This window comes from Aliiroseovarius crassostreae (assembly GCF_001307765.1).
Lineage (GTDB): Bacteria > Pseudomonadota > Alphaproteobacteria > Rhodobacterales > Rhodobacteraceae > Aliiroseovarius > Aliiroseovarius crassostreae.
This window is the reverse complement of sequence record NZ_LKBA01000007.1, coordinates 1-13,784: the sequence shown is the minus strand read 5'-3', so window position 1 is coordinate 13,784 and position 13,784 is coordinate 1. Positions and strand designations below refer to the sequence as shown.

Genomic DNA, 13,784 nt, shown 5'->3' with positions numbered 1-13,784 from the left:
GCTGTCAGCGAGAAACTTGTCTCGCGAGGAATGCGCTGGCGCAGGGGAATTTTCTTGTTGAAGCGGGGCCTGCACCGCGTCCGGCACGGCTGCCCACTTATGTTCAGCAATCAGAAACACGGCGTCGAGGATCTGAATTGGCCATCAATCTCCGGGTTGGTCCGTCAAAGCTGGCCTGGAACGCAGCAACTCCTGTACTGGGTCTACAGATAGCTCTGCATTCAATATGATCCACAGATCATAAAGCGGAAATATGACCTGCGGATCATACGGCATCAAAGGCAGCTGAGCGACGTCGTGCGCCAGCAACAACGGCTTCGGCCAATGGCTGTGGGAACCCATCCGGCAAGTCTGCAAGTGTCTTGTCCAAGGCGGGTTCAAGCTCTGTCGCAATATCCGACAAGACCTCTTCCGCCAGCGCGACACCAAAACCTGCCGCCTTCGCTGCCTGCAGGAAATGGCGCGGCACCACCTCATTGATCCGATAGTGCCCGTCGACCGCCATTGCGAGGCGCATCCGGTTCTGGCGGATTTGACCGTCATCCACGGCTTTCTGGGCGCTCAGCACGTCATAAAGCGGGGTCATAAGGAAACCCCCAGGGCGCAATGCGATGCTGAAATTCTTTGCGTGCCCGTCCGTCGCGCCCAAGAGCCAGAACAGCACCTGCGCACGAAAGAAGGCGCGCTGATCTGCCTCGGGGGCATCACTTCCAGTCAGTAATCCGATCCCTTCGGTGATCCCTGGCCCGCCGTCCATTTGATACTTTTGGCTGGGTGGGACAGTCAGCGCTTGGCAAAAATCTTCCTGCGGCAGGCGGATCAACCGGCCATCCTTGGTCCAGCGCCGATCGAACCGCGTCACGACAAGGCTTCGCACGTCTTCGAAGTCGGCAATCTCGACCTTCGCCACATCCATGCCCATGGCGCGGCAAAAGCTCATGCAGAAATACTCGTTTTCAACGCTGTCGGATAGATCAATCCCTGCGGGTAAAACACCCAGCTGAGTCTTGAGGATATGGGTCGTTGGGGTGAGCCCCGATGGACGGATCCACGCGCCCTCATGGCGCAGAAGCGCCGTTTTCTCCTGCGCCCCTGCGATGGAAATGCGGAAGTCGTCTTCCTCGTCCATGCCTAGCGGAGCGCTCGCGAGGTTGCGCAGCATATCGGCAATCTGCGCCTCAGACACGAGCTCTCCCTCGAGTGTGCCATCCTCTGGGACCTCACCAGAGACGAACTGCAAGGCCCCTACGCAATCGCGCCCGATTTTCTCCAGCATGTGCCAGGCGTCCGTACCGCCTGCACGCACCCGAGCGGCTACGCGCTCACGTATCGCCTGATTGTCCGGCAGCAGATTTTCAAGATAGGCAATGACAGGACCACCTTGGTGCGCCTCTTCGCGCAAAGGCAGCGAAAGCGAGATGGGCATGGCGTGTTGCCACGACAGCCAGTCCGGATCATAGGTGAAGTTGATTGCGCCTGAGCCTGCAAGACGCAAAGCCCCCACCAGCCTTCCATTCAGAAGCACCTGCATAGTGCCGCTACGCCCGCGTTTCGCCATCAGAAGATATCCTCAATCTCAAGCGAGCCACCGCGCTCAACCAATCGGAACTCAAGCCCAAGTGCCGCCATGACAGCGAGCACAGTGGCGAGCTTGGTTCCCGCGTCGCCATTCTCGAGCGACGAAATCGTCGCGACGCGCAAATTCGTGCGCGCGCTGATATCGCTTTGGGTCCAGCCGCGCGCTTTGCGCGTCCGGCGGAGTGCCTCGCCGATCTGCTCGGCCGTTCGTGCTGTGAGGTCCATGATGCGGCTCCTTTTACGGCGCAGCGTAAATGAAAAAAAATTACGCCGCAACGTAAATATCAACTTTTTACGCTACAGCGTATCACTCGAGCCGCGTTCATGCCTGCAGCCCCGCAGCGCGCACTTGCTCGGGCGTCACCAGCTTTGATGCAATCAAATCCTCGATCTGCCGGTTGGTGCTGTCGCGGCATAGAGGATGGCGCTCGTGGATCCATTCGGGGAGGCTGGCGCGCCCTTTGGCTTCGGCCGCTCGAGCCTTCTCGCGGTCGGCCTGGATCTGGGAGAGTCCCTTCTCCCACCGGCGCATCTTGAACCAGTTGTCAGAGAAGCAGACCTTGCTGCGCGTGTAGCCTTCGCTTTCCTTGGCATAGGCTTTGATCGCTTGCTTCAGGTCATCGGGCTCCACACTGGCTTTGGACCACTTGAAATATTGCGCTATGATCAATGTTCCCGCCGCACAGGACTACGATGGACGTGCTTTCAGTACTTAACGCTGACTTCTTCTTGAGGAATCCAGCATACGCAAGCGCTGCAGCCCCCTCCACCAGAAGACCGTCAGAGCACGCAAGGTCTCTATATGCTGCCAATATTTCATCTTCGGTGCACAAAACCAAGCCGTCCACCAATGCCTGACAGAGTTCAAAAGTGATTGTATCGCTATCTATGCCACCAGAAATGCCCTCGGCAAAGGTATCCAAATGCTCAACATCCACAATCCTCTTGGCAATAAGGCTTTTGTGCATCGCACATGAATTTGCGGCCGAAACCATCCAAATATTTACTTCTGGAACATTGGCTTTGAGGACTGCTGCGATACCGGCAATCAACCCGCCTCCGCCCGTCGCAACAAAAATGTTTAATGGCCGATCAAGCGGCACTTGTTCAAGCAATTCCAATCCTATTGTGGCCTGTCCTGCAACTATATCCCAATCATTGTAAGGAGAAACGTACATAGCATTTCTTGAAGGGGCAGCTTCCCGAGCCCACGCCTCAGACTGACCAGCTTCATCGCCGAATGTCAAAATGTTAGCACCAAGGTCTTGGAGCTTTCTTACTTTCTCGGCATCCGCAGCCATCGGAAGGACTACAGTTACATTTGCACCAAACCATAGACCAGCTTGCGCGCAAGCAATTCCATGGTTTCCTGATGAAGCAGTGATTACTTCTATGGCAGTACACCCATCCCCACGTATGCTGGCAATCTTATTAAGTGCGCCGCGTATCTTAAAGGAGCCAGTTCTTTGGAACTGCTCACACTTAAACCATAAATTTTCGATTTTCTTAGACCGAACCGTGGGTGAAGGCTTCAGCCAGGACGCTTGCCTCTGTTGGGCAAGTTTAGCGGCCTCAATCAATACAGACAGTTCTGGAGAATAGTGATTCCTTGTCATATTTTCGTTGAACCTCCAAAAGCCTCTTTCGAATGCCAGGATCGAATGCAGCTGCATCTCGTCCATCTTCATCACAGCCGAGATAGTTGATGTAGCTGGAGTCCGCCTCGAGAATACCTAACTCAGCGTATGTTTTTCGAACCCATCTGAAGTTATCTTCGTCATCTGCATCACTATCCCAGTTTGCATTTATGAGAAAAAGGTTTTTGCAATCTCGATGGCCAAAGGCACTCGTGGATTCATCAAATTCCATGACTCTTCCGTGCAAGTGATCAAACGTAAAAATGGTATGTACAGAAGGAACGCTCTCGAACGCAGAAATTACACTACTTATAAAGTCATCGTTAAGCTCTCTAATATAAGCTGACTTCCAATAACTACGACGTCCTTCTCTCAAGTCGTCATCGTTCGATCTCTGAAATTTCCAATACTCTTGCCAATTCCAATCACTCGAAATGGACCCTGGGAAATTTTTAATGCTCTCAATTGTTGGATCAGAGCTAGTATCCTCACCGGCGAAACACCCATCTATTGCGATCCGCTTCAAACCATCGACATCCGTAAAAAGGACGCAATCCAAAGTCAGATCATTGGATGCAGTCTCTACAAACTCAGCATAGGCAGATAATACTCTACTCGCCTCGGAAAAATCAAAAATAGTAGACCCACAATATACTTTGTTTAGCGGATAGGCTTGCAACGTAAATTCAAGGACAATTCCCACTCCCCCACCTCCACCGCGCAGCGCCCAGAGCAAGTCACTATTTTGACTCTCGCTGGCTTCAACGATCGTACCATCCGCGAGCAAAACAAGTGCAGAGACCAAATTATCACATGAAAGACCATAACGCCCCATCAGCCAGCCAAGTCCGCCGCCTAAGACGAGCCCGGCAACTCCGGTACACGATATTATCCCACCAGTCGTAGCTAGTGAGAATAGCGAGCATTCCCTATCCAAATCACCAATTGTGGCACCCGGTTCGCAAGATACTTGGGACCTAGAAGGGTCGACACGCACCGACCTCATGTCACGTAAGTCGATTACAACTCCATTCTCTATTGTGCTTCGACCAGCAACACTATGGCCTCCCCCCCGGACAACAAATGGCAATGCATTCAATCTAACATATTCCAAAGCCTCACAAACATCGCTGACCCCATGGCACAACAGAATAAGCGAGGGCCTTACATCGATCTGCCCGTTGAAGAGTAGCCGCAGCTCTTCATACCGTTTGGTACCCGGCTCAACAATTTCACCCCGGAAATTCTCGGAAAAATCTGGGTGTTTGTTATTAGATCTTCGAGTTGGAAACATATCTACTAGTCGCTCTGTTAATTTGATCAATCGCGCGCAAGAATTCGCAGTGCTCTCTTGCCAAGGCTACCCTGTACCATTTGTCGCATCCATTGGATTCACCTTCGTCAGATAGGGAAAAGACCTGTAACGGTAGCATCGAGAACTTTGGAGGTATGCTAAACCAAGGAGGCAACGCCTCTTCGGAGTTCCTGTAGAGTTCCACCCCTTCAATTAGCTCAACTCCAGATTTTGCTTCCGTTTCAGCCAATTGGACCAAGACTTCGAGTGTCCGTGACGACCAGTCTAAGATCCTCTTATCATCAGGATCAACAAGGTAGACATGCCAAATAGCTGTCGCAACAATCGACGCGGAGTCCACCGCAATTTTGTCTGCCATCACCGTGACTTCGTAGCCCTGCCGCGCCAAGATCGTGGCAGTTGTCAGCCCTGACAAACCAGCGCCAATCACTAGAATTTTCATTTCGTCTGTTTGCCTCGACCATTACTCCGTGATCTGCTTGGGTTAGTGCCGTACCTGTCGGTCAGAATGTTTTTTCCAGTTAAAGATTTGACTAAGCCGAATTGGAAAGCAACCATGAACTTTCGTTCGCACATGGAGTTGGTGTTTTGCCGGATTGAGCTATCACGCTCTTTGGCCGAGTTCTGCCAATGAAAACATCCTCTTGGTACGTGCATTTTCTAGCCTTCGTTTCACCGTACATCTAAGCGGTTTTGGATTGTCCTGTAGCCCGACAATGGCCGCATTTGCTCATTTTACTCCGAGCTTGAGCGTAAGAAACGAGCTTTCGAAGCAGGTGCCTTTCACGCCTGTAGCCCCGCACCACGCACCTGCTCAGGCGTCACCAGCTTTGACGCAATCAAATCCTCGATCTGCCGGTTTGTGATGTGGCGGCATAGAGGATGGCGCTCGTGGATCCATTCGGCGAGGCTGGCGCGCCCTTTGGCTTCGGCCGCTCGAGCCTTCTCGCGGTCGGCCTGGATCTGGGAGAGTCCCTTCTCCCACCGGCGCATCTTGAACCAGTTGTCCGAGAAACAGACCTTGCTGCGCGTGTAGCCCTCGCTTTCCTTGGCATATCTAAACGCCGCAGGCGACAATATGCATTGGATGGCTGGCGCAATGATTGGTGCGATCGGGGCATTCCTTCTGGGTGTCATCGGTGCCCTCTGCGGCTTAATCCTCATCTTTGCAAAAATTATGATCTCCTTCATGATCGGCATTGCCCCCATCATGATTGCCCTTTCCCTCTTTGACGTCAGCAAGGATTACTTCCACCGTTGGCTATCAGCGACGGTCTCCTACGCCCTCTATCCGCTGGTGATTGCAGGGGCGTTTTCCACGGTCATCGGCATGGGGCGCTCGCTCATGGGCGAACTCGGCGATCCATCTGGGGCAAGCAATATCGGCGCGCTGGTGCCCTTCTTCATGATGATGTTCCTCGCAGGCGGGATGATCATCGCCACGCCACTGATCGTACGTACGATTTCCGGGAACTTCCTGATGGCTGGGCCGCCGAGCATGACGGGGCCGATGGGATTTGCGAAAGGTTTGGTGGGGACCAGAGGGTCCAAGGCGCGGGCGCGGTTTGGGACCAGGACGAACGCGGAACTGGCTGGGGCTGGGATCAGACAGACGGGGTCTGGGGCGGCGGCTTTGGCGCAGAGGGTGGCGGAGCGGGCGAAACGGTTGGGGTAAAGTTTTGCAAATTCAGTGTTTTTAAACGGTAGCAGCCACTTTGACCGCTGCTGTGCTCTGTACGAATGTCGGATCGGCAATGCGAAAGGCTAAGCCTTTTTATTGCGCTATCTCTTCTACAGTGAGGCGAACCGTTTCAAGAACTCTCTGTAAATCAGCCTTTGGAATACCACCAAAAGCAAGACGCAACGCTTGTGGAACAGCGGTTGTTGTCGCGAATGGCTCCGCACCGGATGCCGAAATCCCTCGCTTTTTCAATGCAGCGACAATCGGCTCGGCGCGCTCTCCGTTTCCAAGCCAGACCCAGGAAAAACCGGCGTTGGGGTGGGCGCTGAGCGACAAGTTCGGCAATGACGTTCGGCAGATAGCCTGGCGTTCTGCGCCGTCTCGTTTGCGGTCGTCTTCGGATTTAGCCAATGTTCCATCTTCAATCCAACTCGTAACAAGACCGGAAATCACTGCTGGGGCATTCCATGTCGTTGCCCTGATTGCCTCAAGGAGGCTGGGAATATGCCGCGACGGAGTCACGAGGTAACCAAGGCGCAGCCCTGTTGCGAGGCTCTTGGAAAACCCTCCGACATGAATTGTTCGCTCGGGTGCAAGTTCGATAAAGCTCGGCGGCGGATCACTTTCCAAAAATGCGTAAGCCCCATCTTCGATGACAAGAAGATCGTGCGCCCGTGCAACTTCGACAATGCGCTGCCGTGTGGTCGCGTCTATGACCGAGCCTAGCGGATTGTGCACAGTTGGCATGAGATAGACTGCACGCAGTTTGCGCACGCGGCATTGTCTGTCCAGCGCGTCCGGGTCCATGATACCATCCGTTCCCTCCACCGGAACGACATCCACCCCCTGAAGCGCAGCGACAGATTTGAAACCGGGGTAGGTCAAAGTGTCGGCTGCGATGGCCTCACCTCTCTGGAGCACACCGAAAGCGATGGTCGCGAGGCCATGCTGACCGCCAGAGGTTATCAGCAGATTTTCAGGCAGGACTGTACCAAGGGTGGGCTTGAGACTTTCTGCAATGATCCGGCGCTCGTGCGTGCGCCCGCCATGTGGCTGATAGCGCAACATTGCTTCAAGATCGCCAGCGGATGAAAGTCGCCGCAGCCCGCCCCTGAGTATTTCAGCGTCCCCCGCGCCACCTGGCATATTGAACACAAGGTCAATTAGGCCTTCGGTATCAGCCTGATGAACGCCAAGCGTCGGCGGCAGACCAAGATCACGCACGAATGTACCGCGCCCTGCCTCACCCACGACCTCAGCGCGCCGCTCTAACTCTTTGTAAACCCGCGTTGCCGTCGCCAGAGCCACATTGCATTGCTCGGCAAAGGCACGATGCGTCGGCAACTTTGTTCCGGGGGCCAACTTTCCTTCGCTGATCGCGGCAGACAGCATGTCCGCCAAACGCAGGTATCGGGGGTTCTTCTTCAATGAACTGTACCTAGTACAATAGAAAAATTGTCATACACCAGTCATCATGGCATTGCGGATCCATGTCAACCCCGAGGTCCCCCTATGCCCAAACTGATCCCCATCTCATTGCTTGCACTTGGTCTGTTCACCGTCACCTTCGCCGTAAACCTTCAGGCTCCGCTCTATGATGCCTATGCAGCACAAAGCGATGTTGGGGCAACGGCTGTGACCATTGCTTTCGCAGCGTATGTGGGCGGGTTGATGCCAACATTGCTGCTGCTGGGTGGGTTGTCCGACCGGATTGGCAGACGGGTTCCCATTGCTCTCGCTTTGATCCTCGGGGCCGCAGCGACAGCTCTCCTCGTGCAATTGCCCAGTTGGACCAGCCTTGTGATCGCCCGATTGACGCTTGGGGTAGGAACCGGTCTCGCGACAACCGCTGGAACCGCCTATATGACAGAAATCCTCGGCGCAGATCGGGCGAAAACGGCTGCATTGATCGTGACCTCGGCCACATCTCTCGGCTTCGGTGGTGGAGCATTGGCGACAGGGATAAGCTTGGGGTTCCAAGGCCCGACATTGCTGCCTGTCAGTTACATGGTCTTATTTGTCATTGCGCCCGTCCTTGCGATGGCCGCGCTGGCTCTGCCGCGCGTGGATACTCCCCGTACTGTCTCTCTGCTGCGCCTCCCGGTGTTTCCGGCAGGCACATGGGTGTTCGGCGCAGCAATGGCCCTCGCATGGTCCACCACTGGCATGACCATTGCAGTGGTGCCGCTGGAACTGGCTGCGAATAATCTGGGCGGCTGGACCGGGCTGGTTATCTTCCTCGCAATCTTCGTCGGGTTCCTGTGTCAGCCGATTGCGCGTCGTATGACCAACGAACAGGCTTTGGTGCTTGGCTTTGTCATGATCCCACTTGGGTTCTTCGTGCTACTGGCCGGGGTATGGCTGAAGCTCCTGATCCTCGTTCTTTTGGGAACCTGCATCACGAGTGCCGCCAGCTACGGATTTACCTACCTTGCCTCGCTCGCTGAAGTTTCGCTGCGCGCACCGAATGACCGTGCGCGCGCAACGGCAGGTCTGTTTGTCTATGCCTACGTTGGGTTTTCACTGCCGGTTATCGCCAGCGGATTTCTAGCGGACAGGTTTGGGCTTCTGAGCGCAATGCTTGTTTTCGCGGTCGCACAGAGCATTACCACAGCACTGATCATTGCGATTTGGAAAAGGCGTGCGTCACTCCGGCTGTCCGACCCAAATGCAGGGTGAAGCAGCCATACGCACGGCTGCAGCGAAATGGCGGGTTTGACGTCATCCATCTGCCGCCCGCTCCATAAATTGATCGACCCGTGCTGACGCGTCCTGATAAGCCTCAACGGCTGGCACCGACTGCGGTTCAGCACCGGCATCTTCAGCAGCTAACGCATCAATTTCAGAGCGCCTGGCGGGTTTTTCTTTCTTCCCAGAGGACATTTGCACCGACCCAATCTTCTGATCCAACGCGTGGATTTGCCCCTGCAGGCCACGCATCTGATCCGAGGTCGATGGATACGGAAAATCCCCTGATTGCCTGTCAAAGGTCTCTTTGAAGAACCGGTCCTCATAATATTTGATCCGCTTGGCTCGCACCGGCATTTGCGCGTCAACCACGAGAACGATGTCATCCAGATTCATGCGCCGCGCCTCGTCTTCCGGCAATAGCGCCGTTTCCTCTGTCCGCTCAGACATGCTGCGACCTACAAAGGGGTTGCGCCCAACCGACCTAGACCGTGTCACCACCCGTTTGGTGGTTTTGCCGATGCTGCGCCGCGATCCTTAAAAGTAGCCATTTTCTCTTTGTTTTGGCAATTATGCCCTCTCAACCAGGCCAGAAAACAACCATTCGTTCCAATAGCAGAGAATTCGGCGAGGAAAGCGACCATTTCGACATCGGGGAACATGCTGTGTTTGACGTTGATCGAGGTGATGTTGCCGCTGTCGTGGGTGTTGACGAAGAGGACGCCGCAGCGGTCCCAGAAGTTCTTGCCGTCTTTTTCGCCGGATTTGACGTTCAGTTTCAGAGTTTGGGTGGCCATTTTTTGATCCTCATTTTGAGTGTTTCGATGAACATGACCAAAGCTGGCACCAAGGGGCTGTCAGCGAGAAACTTGCCTCGCGAGGAATGCGCTTGCGCAGGGGAACTTTCTTGTTGAAGCGGGGCCTGCACCGCGTCCGGCACGGCTGCCCGCTTATGTTCAGCAATCAGAAACACAGCGTTGAGGGTTTGAGTTCGGCACTCAAAAATCGACCTGCCACGTCATCACGCGTCGAAATGACCAAAGACCTCAAAATCCCGCTGCAGCCAAACGGCTCTCGGTCAATCCAATTCCACAGCGGCCCCAGCTCACGCTAGCGCCAAATCCGCTTCCTCGTGCTCGAAGGCTGTCGCCATCTCCTTGATTTCCCTCGCCGGAGCCCCCAAAGCCCGAGCAACGTCACGCCAAGCCATAGTTGCTTCGGCTACCTCTGCAATGATACGGTCTGCCTTGCCGCGTTCGAGAAGGTAGGATTCATGTTGCGCGCGGTGCAGGGCAATGCTGGCGTCCGGATTGTCGTCATCAACGTAGCTTTTGAGCACGCGCGGTTGGTTCGGCACTGGGTTGATGTCGTAGGCCGGTGAGAGGTGCCAGCCGCCCCGCCCCCGCAGAAACCCGTGATTGCGCATATGGTCATCGAGGTTCGTGACGAGAATGGAAAAGGCAACCCGCCGGTAGAGCTCTTCGCGGTCTTGGTCAGGCGTGACGCTTTCTGAAGTGATAACATCCGCCAGGTCCAAATAGCTGTAGCTTTCGCCATCCTTGCCGCCCAGCATCGCCATGGCTGAGATGAACGGGATCCTGCCGTCACCGTTCCGGTCAAACCGATGGGACAGGAAAACCGGCTTATCGCCTGCCATCTCAAGCGTGTGGTCCGAAACCGTAATTCCGGCGCGTCTTGCGAGCTCCAGTGCAATGGCTTCCCAGCGTTCCACGCAATAGGTGTCCGTCTCTTTCGGGAACTTGGCGACAGAAAGACGTCCGTGCTGGTCAAGGATGCTAGCCTTCGGCCGTGCGCCACCTAGCGAGCTTCCCGGTGCAAACAGCATCTTGAGGTCCTCAGCGGTCTCCTCCCCGCGCAGAACGCGCTGAGACGCATGAAGCAAATCCCCGAGGCTTACGAGCGCAGGCACGCCGATGCCTTCGCGCGCTTGAAACTCGCTATCAACCTTGAAGCGCAGCGCACCCAAACGGGTCTCGTCATTCACCCCAAGCAGGTAGTCGGTTTCTTGCAGCACTCTCGGACGTCGCCCCTCGGCCTCTGCCATGCGCCCCTCATAGCGCCGCATCACCGTTCGCCCCCAGGTGTCGGGGGCAGAATCCCCAAGCGGTGCAAGCATATCTTGCCCGGCTTCAGGCGCGAATTGCCCTTTGACGAGTGGCATGTCCGGCGAAAGCCCAAAGGCATTTTCGTCGGCAAGCCAATCGTCATGATAGGTAAAGGACACCCGCTCTCGGCCACGCCCCGCTGTGCGGTGGAGCGTACCGACCTGTTTCAGCCCCTTCCAGTCGATCCAGACCTCAACCATTTTTCAATCTCGCACGCTGCGGGAGCTCATCCAGGGCCATTTGCTCGCCAACCGGGTCATCGATATCCCCCCAACCTTTCAAAAGGCCGAGCGCCTGCAGTACTGCCACGTAAGTGCCGATCTTGACCGCTGGGTTCCCGCTTTCGATCTTGGCGATGGTCTGCCGCGTTGTGCCAGCACGCTGAGCAACAATCTCAGCGGTCAGTTTGCGGCGCAGTCGCGCAACACGAATGTTTTCCCCAAGTGTCTCGAGCTCCTTGCGCGCTGCCCTGGGCATTTTGATCGGAACAGCCATAATGATATCTCCAAGCGACACTAAGCGGCTATATGGTACACTGAGAAAACATTAATGTCAATTTTCGCCGCTCAACCTGACGATCCAACGCCCCTGCTCGCGCCACGACTTATGTTATCTCAATATAACATTAAGAGAATTAAGGTTACCATTCCGAAACATGGCCTGGTTACCTCACCGCACTCATACAACGCGTCTGCCCGAACGAAACGATTGCGCTGCCTTCCTTCGAAAGTCATGCCTGCAGCCCCGCAGCGCGCACCTGTTCGGGCGTCACCAGCTTTGACGCGATCAAATCCTCGATCTGCCGGTTGGTGATGTGGCGGCACAGCGGATGGCGCTCGTGGATCCACTCGGCGAGGCTGGCGCGCCCCTTGGCTTCGGCCTCTCGCGCTTTCTCTCGGTCCGCCTGGATCTGGGCAAGCCCCTTCTCCCAACGCCGCATCTTGAACCAGTTGTCCGAGAAACAGACCTTGCTGCGCGTGTAGCCTTCGCTTTCCTTGGCATAGGCTTTGATCGCTTGCTTCAGGTCATCAGGCTCTACCCCTGCCTTCAGGGCCGCAGCGATCAGGCGCAGACTGGTTCGCCCGTCTCGGATCCTGTCTTCCGGATAGGCCGCCAAGATCTTCTCAGCTTCAAGATCTTCAACCCCCTCCGCCGCCTCGCGCCTGCGCGTAGGTGGTTTAAGGATGGTTTTAGGATGGTTTGGGGTCCACCCTGAACCCCGTACCCCGTTCAGCGTGGACCCCGTACCGGGTTCAGGCTGGACGGGGTTCACAGTGACCCCCGTGTCGATGTCGGGCTCAGCGGTGGGCTCGAGCGCGGCCAGAGCAGCATAACGTTCGATAATGTTACCAGCATGGCGAAGCCCCCACCCCATGGTGACGGCAATTTCCTGAAGCGAACACCCTGCACGGAGCAACTCAGTCGCCGCCGTGCCACGCATATCATAGAGATGTAACTCATGGGGCGACGATGCCAGCTGTCTGTGCTAAAAGGAAGATCCCAGGTTCCTCAGTTCGGTCGAACGCGGATTTCTGGTACTGGACGCCTTGTCAGAGAGCACGGGACCAATGTCGCTTACCGAAATCGCCAGGAATACTGGCCTCACAGTTCCTACTCTGCAGCGGTTGACCGCCACACTTGTCAAAGCAGGATACCTTGAGAAAGAAGCGAATTCCAAACGGTACGGAACGACAGTCAAGACAGTGGATCTACTCTTCAGCTATCTTTCTCGAAACCAATTCGCCAAACGGGCATGGCCACATTTGGTGAAGCTGCGGGAAGACCTTGGACTGGACGTTTCGCTTTCCGTTCCAGCCGGCGACACAATGATTTATGTTCATCGCCTTCCTGGATACTCGGGGAACTTTGAAAACACCCTTCCCGGACGGAAAGTCCCCATTCATCTGTCGGCTAGCGGCCGTTGCATAATGTCTTTGCAAGATGATGAGCAAGTACGCCAGCTCTTGAACGTGACGAACCTGACTGCTGTTACTCCCTGGTCAAAGACCAACCCCGAAGAAATCCTGGTAGAGATTTCCAAGTGCCGGGAATTGGGTTTTGCGGTTGTGAAGCAAGAAACGTCAGCGGGGACAATAACGTTGGCAAGTCCGGTAACGAAAGGGTCAGATGCAATCGCTGGTGTTTCGGTGCATTCACCTATCGCTGGCCAGGATGAGAGTGAATTCATCGCAAAAACTCTTCCGCCGGTGGTAGCTGTGTCCAGAGCGCTGAGTATGTAGCGACCAGATCACAGTCGTCGTTGCCGGCGACTGCCAGATCACGACATACAACACGGGCAGTTTCGCACGTCCGGCTTCAAAAAAATAAGGGGCTGAAAGTGACCAAACCCAATCAAAGACAAGCCCTTTCGGCTGTGCGCCAGATTCCTGGCATTCAGCATGCAGCCCGTATTTTGGCCTTCTACGGTGCATCTCGCTTGGATCCTGAGAAATCGATGCCCTCCCCAAATGATTTGGAAGCCGCGAGTGAGCATGCAGGCGGGAGAGTTCTTGATGAAGCCACTCAAGCACTTCTTGACCTTTCGCCGAAGGAACGTCTGACCGCGATTGACGAATTGATGGCATCTAGGGTCAGGACCTATTAATCTGTCAAAAATAGAAGTGAATTGAGGTTTTTCGGCTTACCGCCACACCAGCGAGTTCTGCCAGCTTTCTGAATATTTTTTCGCCCGTGTTCTCAGCGAACACCTCTGAAAGCGTGATTAGATCGAGCAACTTTTCCCGATCTTCTATTCGCTC

16 protein-coding genes and 2 pseudogenes are annotated in these 13,784 nt (G+C 55.1%); 5 read left to right on the top strand and 13 right to left on the bottom strand.

Features of this window, described 5'->3' with window-relative positions; genetic code table 11:
* Positions 1 to 265 precede the first annotated feature (265 nt).
* The 7 genes from AKJ29_RS10285 to AKJ29_RS10255 form a co-directional block, all read right to left on the bottom strand.
* Complete coding sequence (locus tag AKJ29_RS10285; protein ID WP_055190603.1) at positions 266 to 1,558, bottom strand: type II toxin-antitoxin system HipA family toxin; 1,293 nt, start codon at positions 1,556 to 1,558, stop codon at positions 266 to 268.
* Positions 1,558 to 1,803, bottom strand: a complete 246-nt coding sequence (locus AKJ29_RS10280; RefSeq protein WP_036560649.1) for a helix-turn-helix domain-containing protein — start codon at positions 1,801 to 1,803, stop codon at positions 1,558 to 1,560. Before AKJ29_RS10280 ends, AKJ29_RS10285 begins: the two co-directional genes overlap by 1 nt.
* Positions 1,804 to 1,900: 97 nt before the next feature.
* Positions 1,901 to 2,209, bottom strand: coding sequence for a hypothetical protein (locus tag AKJ29_RS10275; RefSeq protein ID WP_235477416.1), 309 nt, complete (start codon positions 2,207 to 2,209; stop codon positions 1,901 to 1,903).
* Complete coding sequence (locus AKJ29_RS18760) at positions 2,196 to 3,194, bottom strand: pyridoxal-phosphate dependent enzyme (protein ID WP_161805400.1); 999 nt, start codon at positions 3,192 to 3,194, stop codon at positions 2,196 to 2,198. The genes AKJ29_RS10275 and AKJ29_RS18760 overlap by 14 nt, the downstream gene beginning before the upstream one ends.
* Positions 3,151 to 4,539, bottom strand: coding sequence for an FAD-binding oxidoreductase (locus AKJ29_RS18755; RefSeq protein ID WP_152972442.1), 1,389 nt, complete (start codon positions 4,537 to 4,539; stop codon positions 3,151 to 3,153). The genes AKJ29_RS18760 and AKJ29_RS18755 overlap by 44 nt, the downstream gene beginning before the upstream one ends.
* Positions 4,487 to 4,972 carry an FAD-dependent oxidoreductase gene (locus AKJ29_RS10260; protein ID WP_055190597.1) on the bottom strand — a complete coding sequence of 162 codons (486 nt, stop codon included), beginning with the start codon at positions 4,970 to 4,972 and terminating at the stop codon, positions 4,487 to 4,489. The genes AKJ29_RS18755 and AKJ29_RS10260 overlap by 53 nt, the downstream gene beginning before the upstream one ends.
* A 341-nt stretch (positions 4,973 to 5,313) precedes the next feature.
* A complete protein-coding gene (locus AKJ29_RS10255) occupies positions 5,314 to 5,667 on the bottom strand; it encodes a hypothetical protein (protein WP_235477439.1) in 354 nt (117 codons plus the stop codon).
* Between AKJ29_RS10255 and AKJ29_RS10250 the strand changes: the two genes are divergently transcribed.
* On the top strand, positions 5,609 to 6,205 hold the full coding sequence (locus AKJ29_RS10250) for a type IV secretion system protein (RefSeq protein ID WP_314732199.1): 597 nt from the start codon (positions 5,609 to 5,611) through the stop codon (positions 6,203 to 6,205). The genes AKJ29_RS10255 and AKJ29_RS10250 overlap by 59 nt on opposite strands.
* Positions 6,206 to 6,304: 99 nt before the next feature.
* Here the strand turns inward: AKJ29_RS10250 and AKJ29_RS10245 are convergent, their stop codons facing one another.
* Entirely contained in the window at positions 6,305 to 7,639 is a 1,335-nt protein-coding gene (locus AKJ29_RS10245; protein WP_261172604.1) for an aminotransferase-like domain-containing protein, read from the bottom strand.
* Between the two features lie 84 nt (positions 7,640 to 7,723).
* Between AKJ29_RS10245 and AKJ29_RS10240 the strand changes: the two genes are divergently transcribed.
* The gene (locus AKJ29_RS10240; protein ID WP_055190591.1) at positions 7,724 to 8,890 is read left to right on the top strand and encodes an MFS transporter; all 1,167 of its coding nucleotides are present in this window, start codon (positions 7,724 to 7,726) and stop codon (positions 8,888 to 8,890) included.
* Between the two features lie 42 nt (positions 8,891 to 8,932).
* On the opposite strand, the pseudogene AKJ29_RS10235 reads toward AKJ29_RS10240, so the two are convergent.
* The 5 genes and pseudogenes from AKJ29_RS10235 to AKJ29_RS20040 form a co-directional block, all read right to left on the bottom strand.
* A pseudogene (locus AKJ29_RS10235) lies at positions 8,933 to 9,427 on the bottom strand (type IV secretory system conjugative DNA transfer family protein); the annotation flags it as partial.
* Positions 9,394 to 9,696: a hypothetical protein gene (locus AKJ29_RS10230; RefSeq protein ID WP_055190587.1), complete on the bottom strand. Its 303-nt coding sequence runs from the start codon at positions 9,694 to 9,696 to the stop codon at positions 9,394 to 9,396. The gene AKJ29_RS10230 and the pseudogene AKJ29_RS10235, both read right to left, overlap by 34 nt.
* Positions 9,697 to 10,004: 308 nt before the next feature.
* Positions 10,005 to 11,225 carry a type II toxin-antitoxin system HipA family toxin gene (locus AKJ29_RS10220; protein ID WP_055190583.1) on the bottom strand — a complete coding sequence of 407 codons (1,221 nt, stop codon included), beginning with the start codon at positions 11,223 to 11,225 and terminating at the stop codon, positions 10,005 to 10,007.
* On the bottom strand, positions 11,218 to 11,520 hold the full coding sequence (locus AKJ29_RS10215) for a helix-turn-helix domain-containing protein (RefSeq protein WP_055190581.1): 303 nt from the start codon (positions 11,518 to 11,520) through the stop codon (positions 11,218 to 11,220). Before AKJ29_RS10215 ends, AKJ29_RS10220 begins: the two co-directional genes overlap by 8 nt.
* A gap of 235 nt (positions 11,521 to 11,755) precedes the next feature.
* Positions 11,756 to 12,466 (bottom strand): hypothetical protein, encoded by a 711-nt coding sequence (locus tag AKJ29_RS20040; protein ID WP_235477414.1) that lies wholly within the window; start codon positions 12,464 to 12,466, stop codon positions 11,756 to 11,758.
* An 85-nt stretch (positions 12,467 to 12,551) separates the two neighbouring features.
* On the opposite strand from AKJ29_RS20040, the pseudogene AKJ29_RS20325 reads away from it, so the two are divergent.
* From AKJ29_RS20325 to AKJ29_RS19305, 3 genes and pseudogenes are all read left to right on the top strand, one after another.
* Positions 12,552 to 12,686: pseudogene (locus AKJ29_RS20325) on the top strand (helix-turn-helix domain-containing protein); the annotation flags it as partial.
* A gap of 42 nt (positions 12,687 to 12,728) precedes the next feature.
* Positions 12,729 to 13,265, top strand: coding sequence for an IclR family transcriptional regulator (locus AKJ29_RS20320; RefSeq protein WP_409360062.1), 537 nt, complete (start codon positions 12,729 to 12,731; stop codon positions 13,263 to 13,265).
* Positions 13,266 to 13,363: 98 nt separating this feature from the next.
* Positions 13,364 to 13,630 carry a hypothetical protein gene (locus AKJ29_RS19305; RefSeq protein WP_139231392.1) on the top strand — a complete coding sequence of 89 codons (267 nt, stop codon included), beginning with the start codon at positions 13,364 to 13,366 and terminating at the stop codon, positions 13,628 to 13,630.
* Positions 13,631 to 13,784 lie beyond the last annotated feature (154 nt).

What these genes read in the sequence shown, in the direction of transcription:
- AKJ29_RS10250 (WP_314732199.1), top strand. Translation starts at nt 5,609, where the DNA reads ATGCATTGGATGGCTGGCGCAATGATTGGTGCGATCGGGGCATTCCTT.
- AKJ29_RS10260 (WP_055190597.1), bottom strand. Translation starts at nt 4,972, where the DNA reads ATGAAAATTCTAGTGATTGGCGCTGGTTTGTCAGGGCTGACAACTGCC.
- AKJ29_RS10215 (WP_055190581.1), bottom strand. Translation starts at nt 11,520, where the DNA reads ATGGCTGTTCCGATCAAAATGCCCAGGGCAGCGCGCAAGGAGCTCGAG.
- AKJ29_RS20040 (WP_235477414.1), bottom strand. Translation starts at nt 12,466, where the DNA reads ATGCGTGGCACGGCGGCGACTGAGTTGCTCCGTGCAGGGTGTTCGCTT.
- AKJ29_RS10280 (WP_036560649.1), bottom strand. Translation starts at nt 1,803, where the DNA reads ATGGACCTCACAGCACGAACGGCCGAGCAGATCGGCGAGGCACTCCGC.
- AKJ29_RS10230 (WP_055190587.1), bottom strand. Translation starts at nt 9,696, where the DNA reads ATGGCCACCCAAACTCTGAAACTGAACGTCAAATCCGGCGAAAAAGAC.
- AKJ29_RS18760 (WP_161805400.1), bottom strand. Translation starts at nt 3,194, where the DNA reads ATGACAAGGAATCACTATTCTCCAGAACTGTCTGTATTGATTGAGGCC.
- AKJ29_RS10220 (WP_055190583.1), bottom strand. Translation starts at nt 11,225, where the DNA reads ATGGTTGAGGTCTGGATCGACTGGAAGGGGCTGAAACAGGTCGGTACG.
- AKJ29_RS10240 (WP_055190591.1), top strand. Translation starts at nt 7,724, where the DNA reads ATGCCCAAACTGATCCCCATCTCATTGCTTGCACTTGGTCTGTTCACC.
- AKJ29_RS10285 (WP_055190603.1), bottom strand. Translation starts at nt 1,558, where the DNA reads ATGGCGAAACGCGGGCGTAGCGGCACTATGCAGGTGCTTCTGAATGGA.
- AKJ29_RS10255 (WP_235477439.1), bottom strand. Translation starts at nt 5,667, where the DNA reads ATGACACCCAGAAGGAATGCCCCGATCGCACCAATCATTGCGCCAGCC.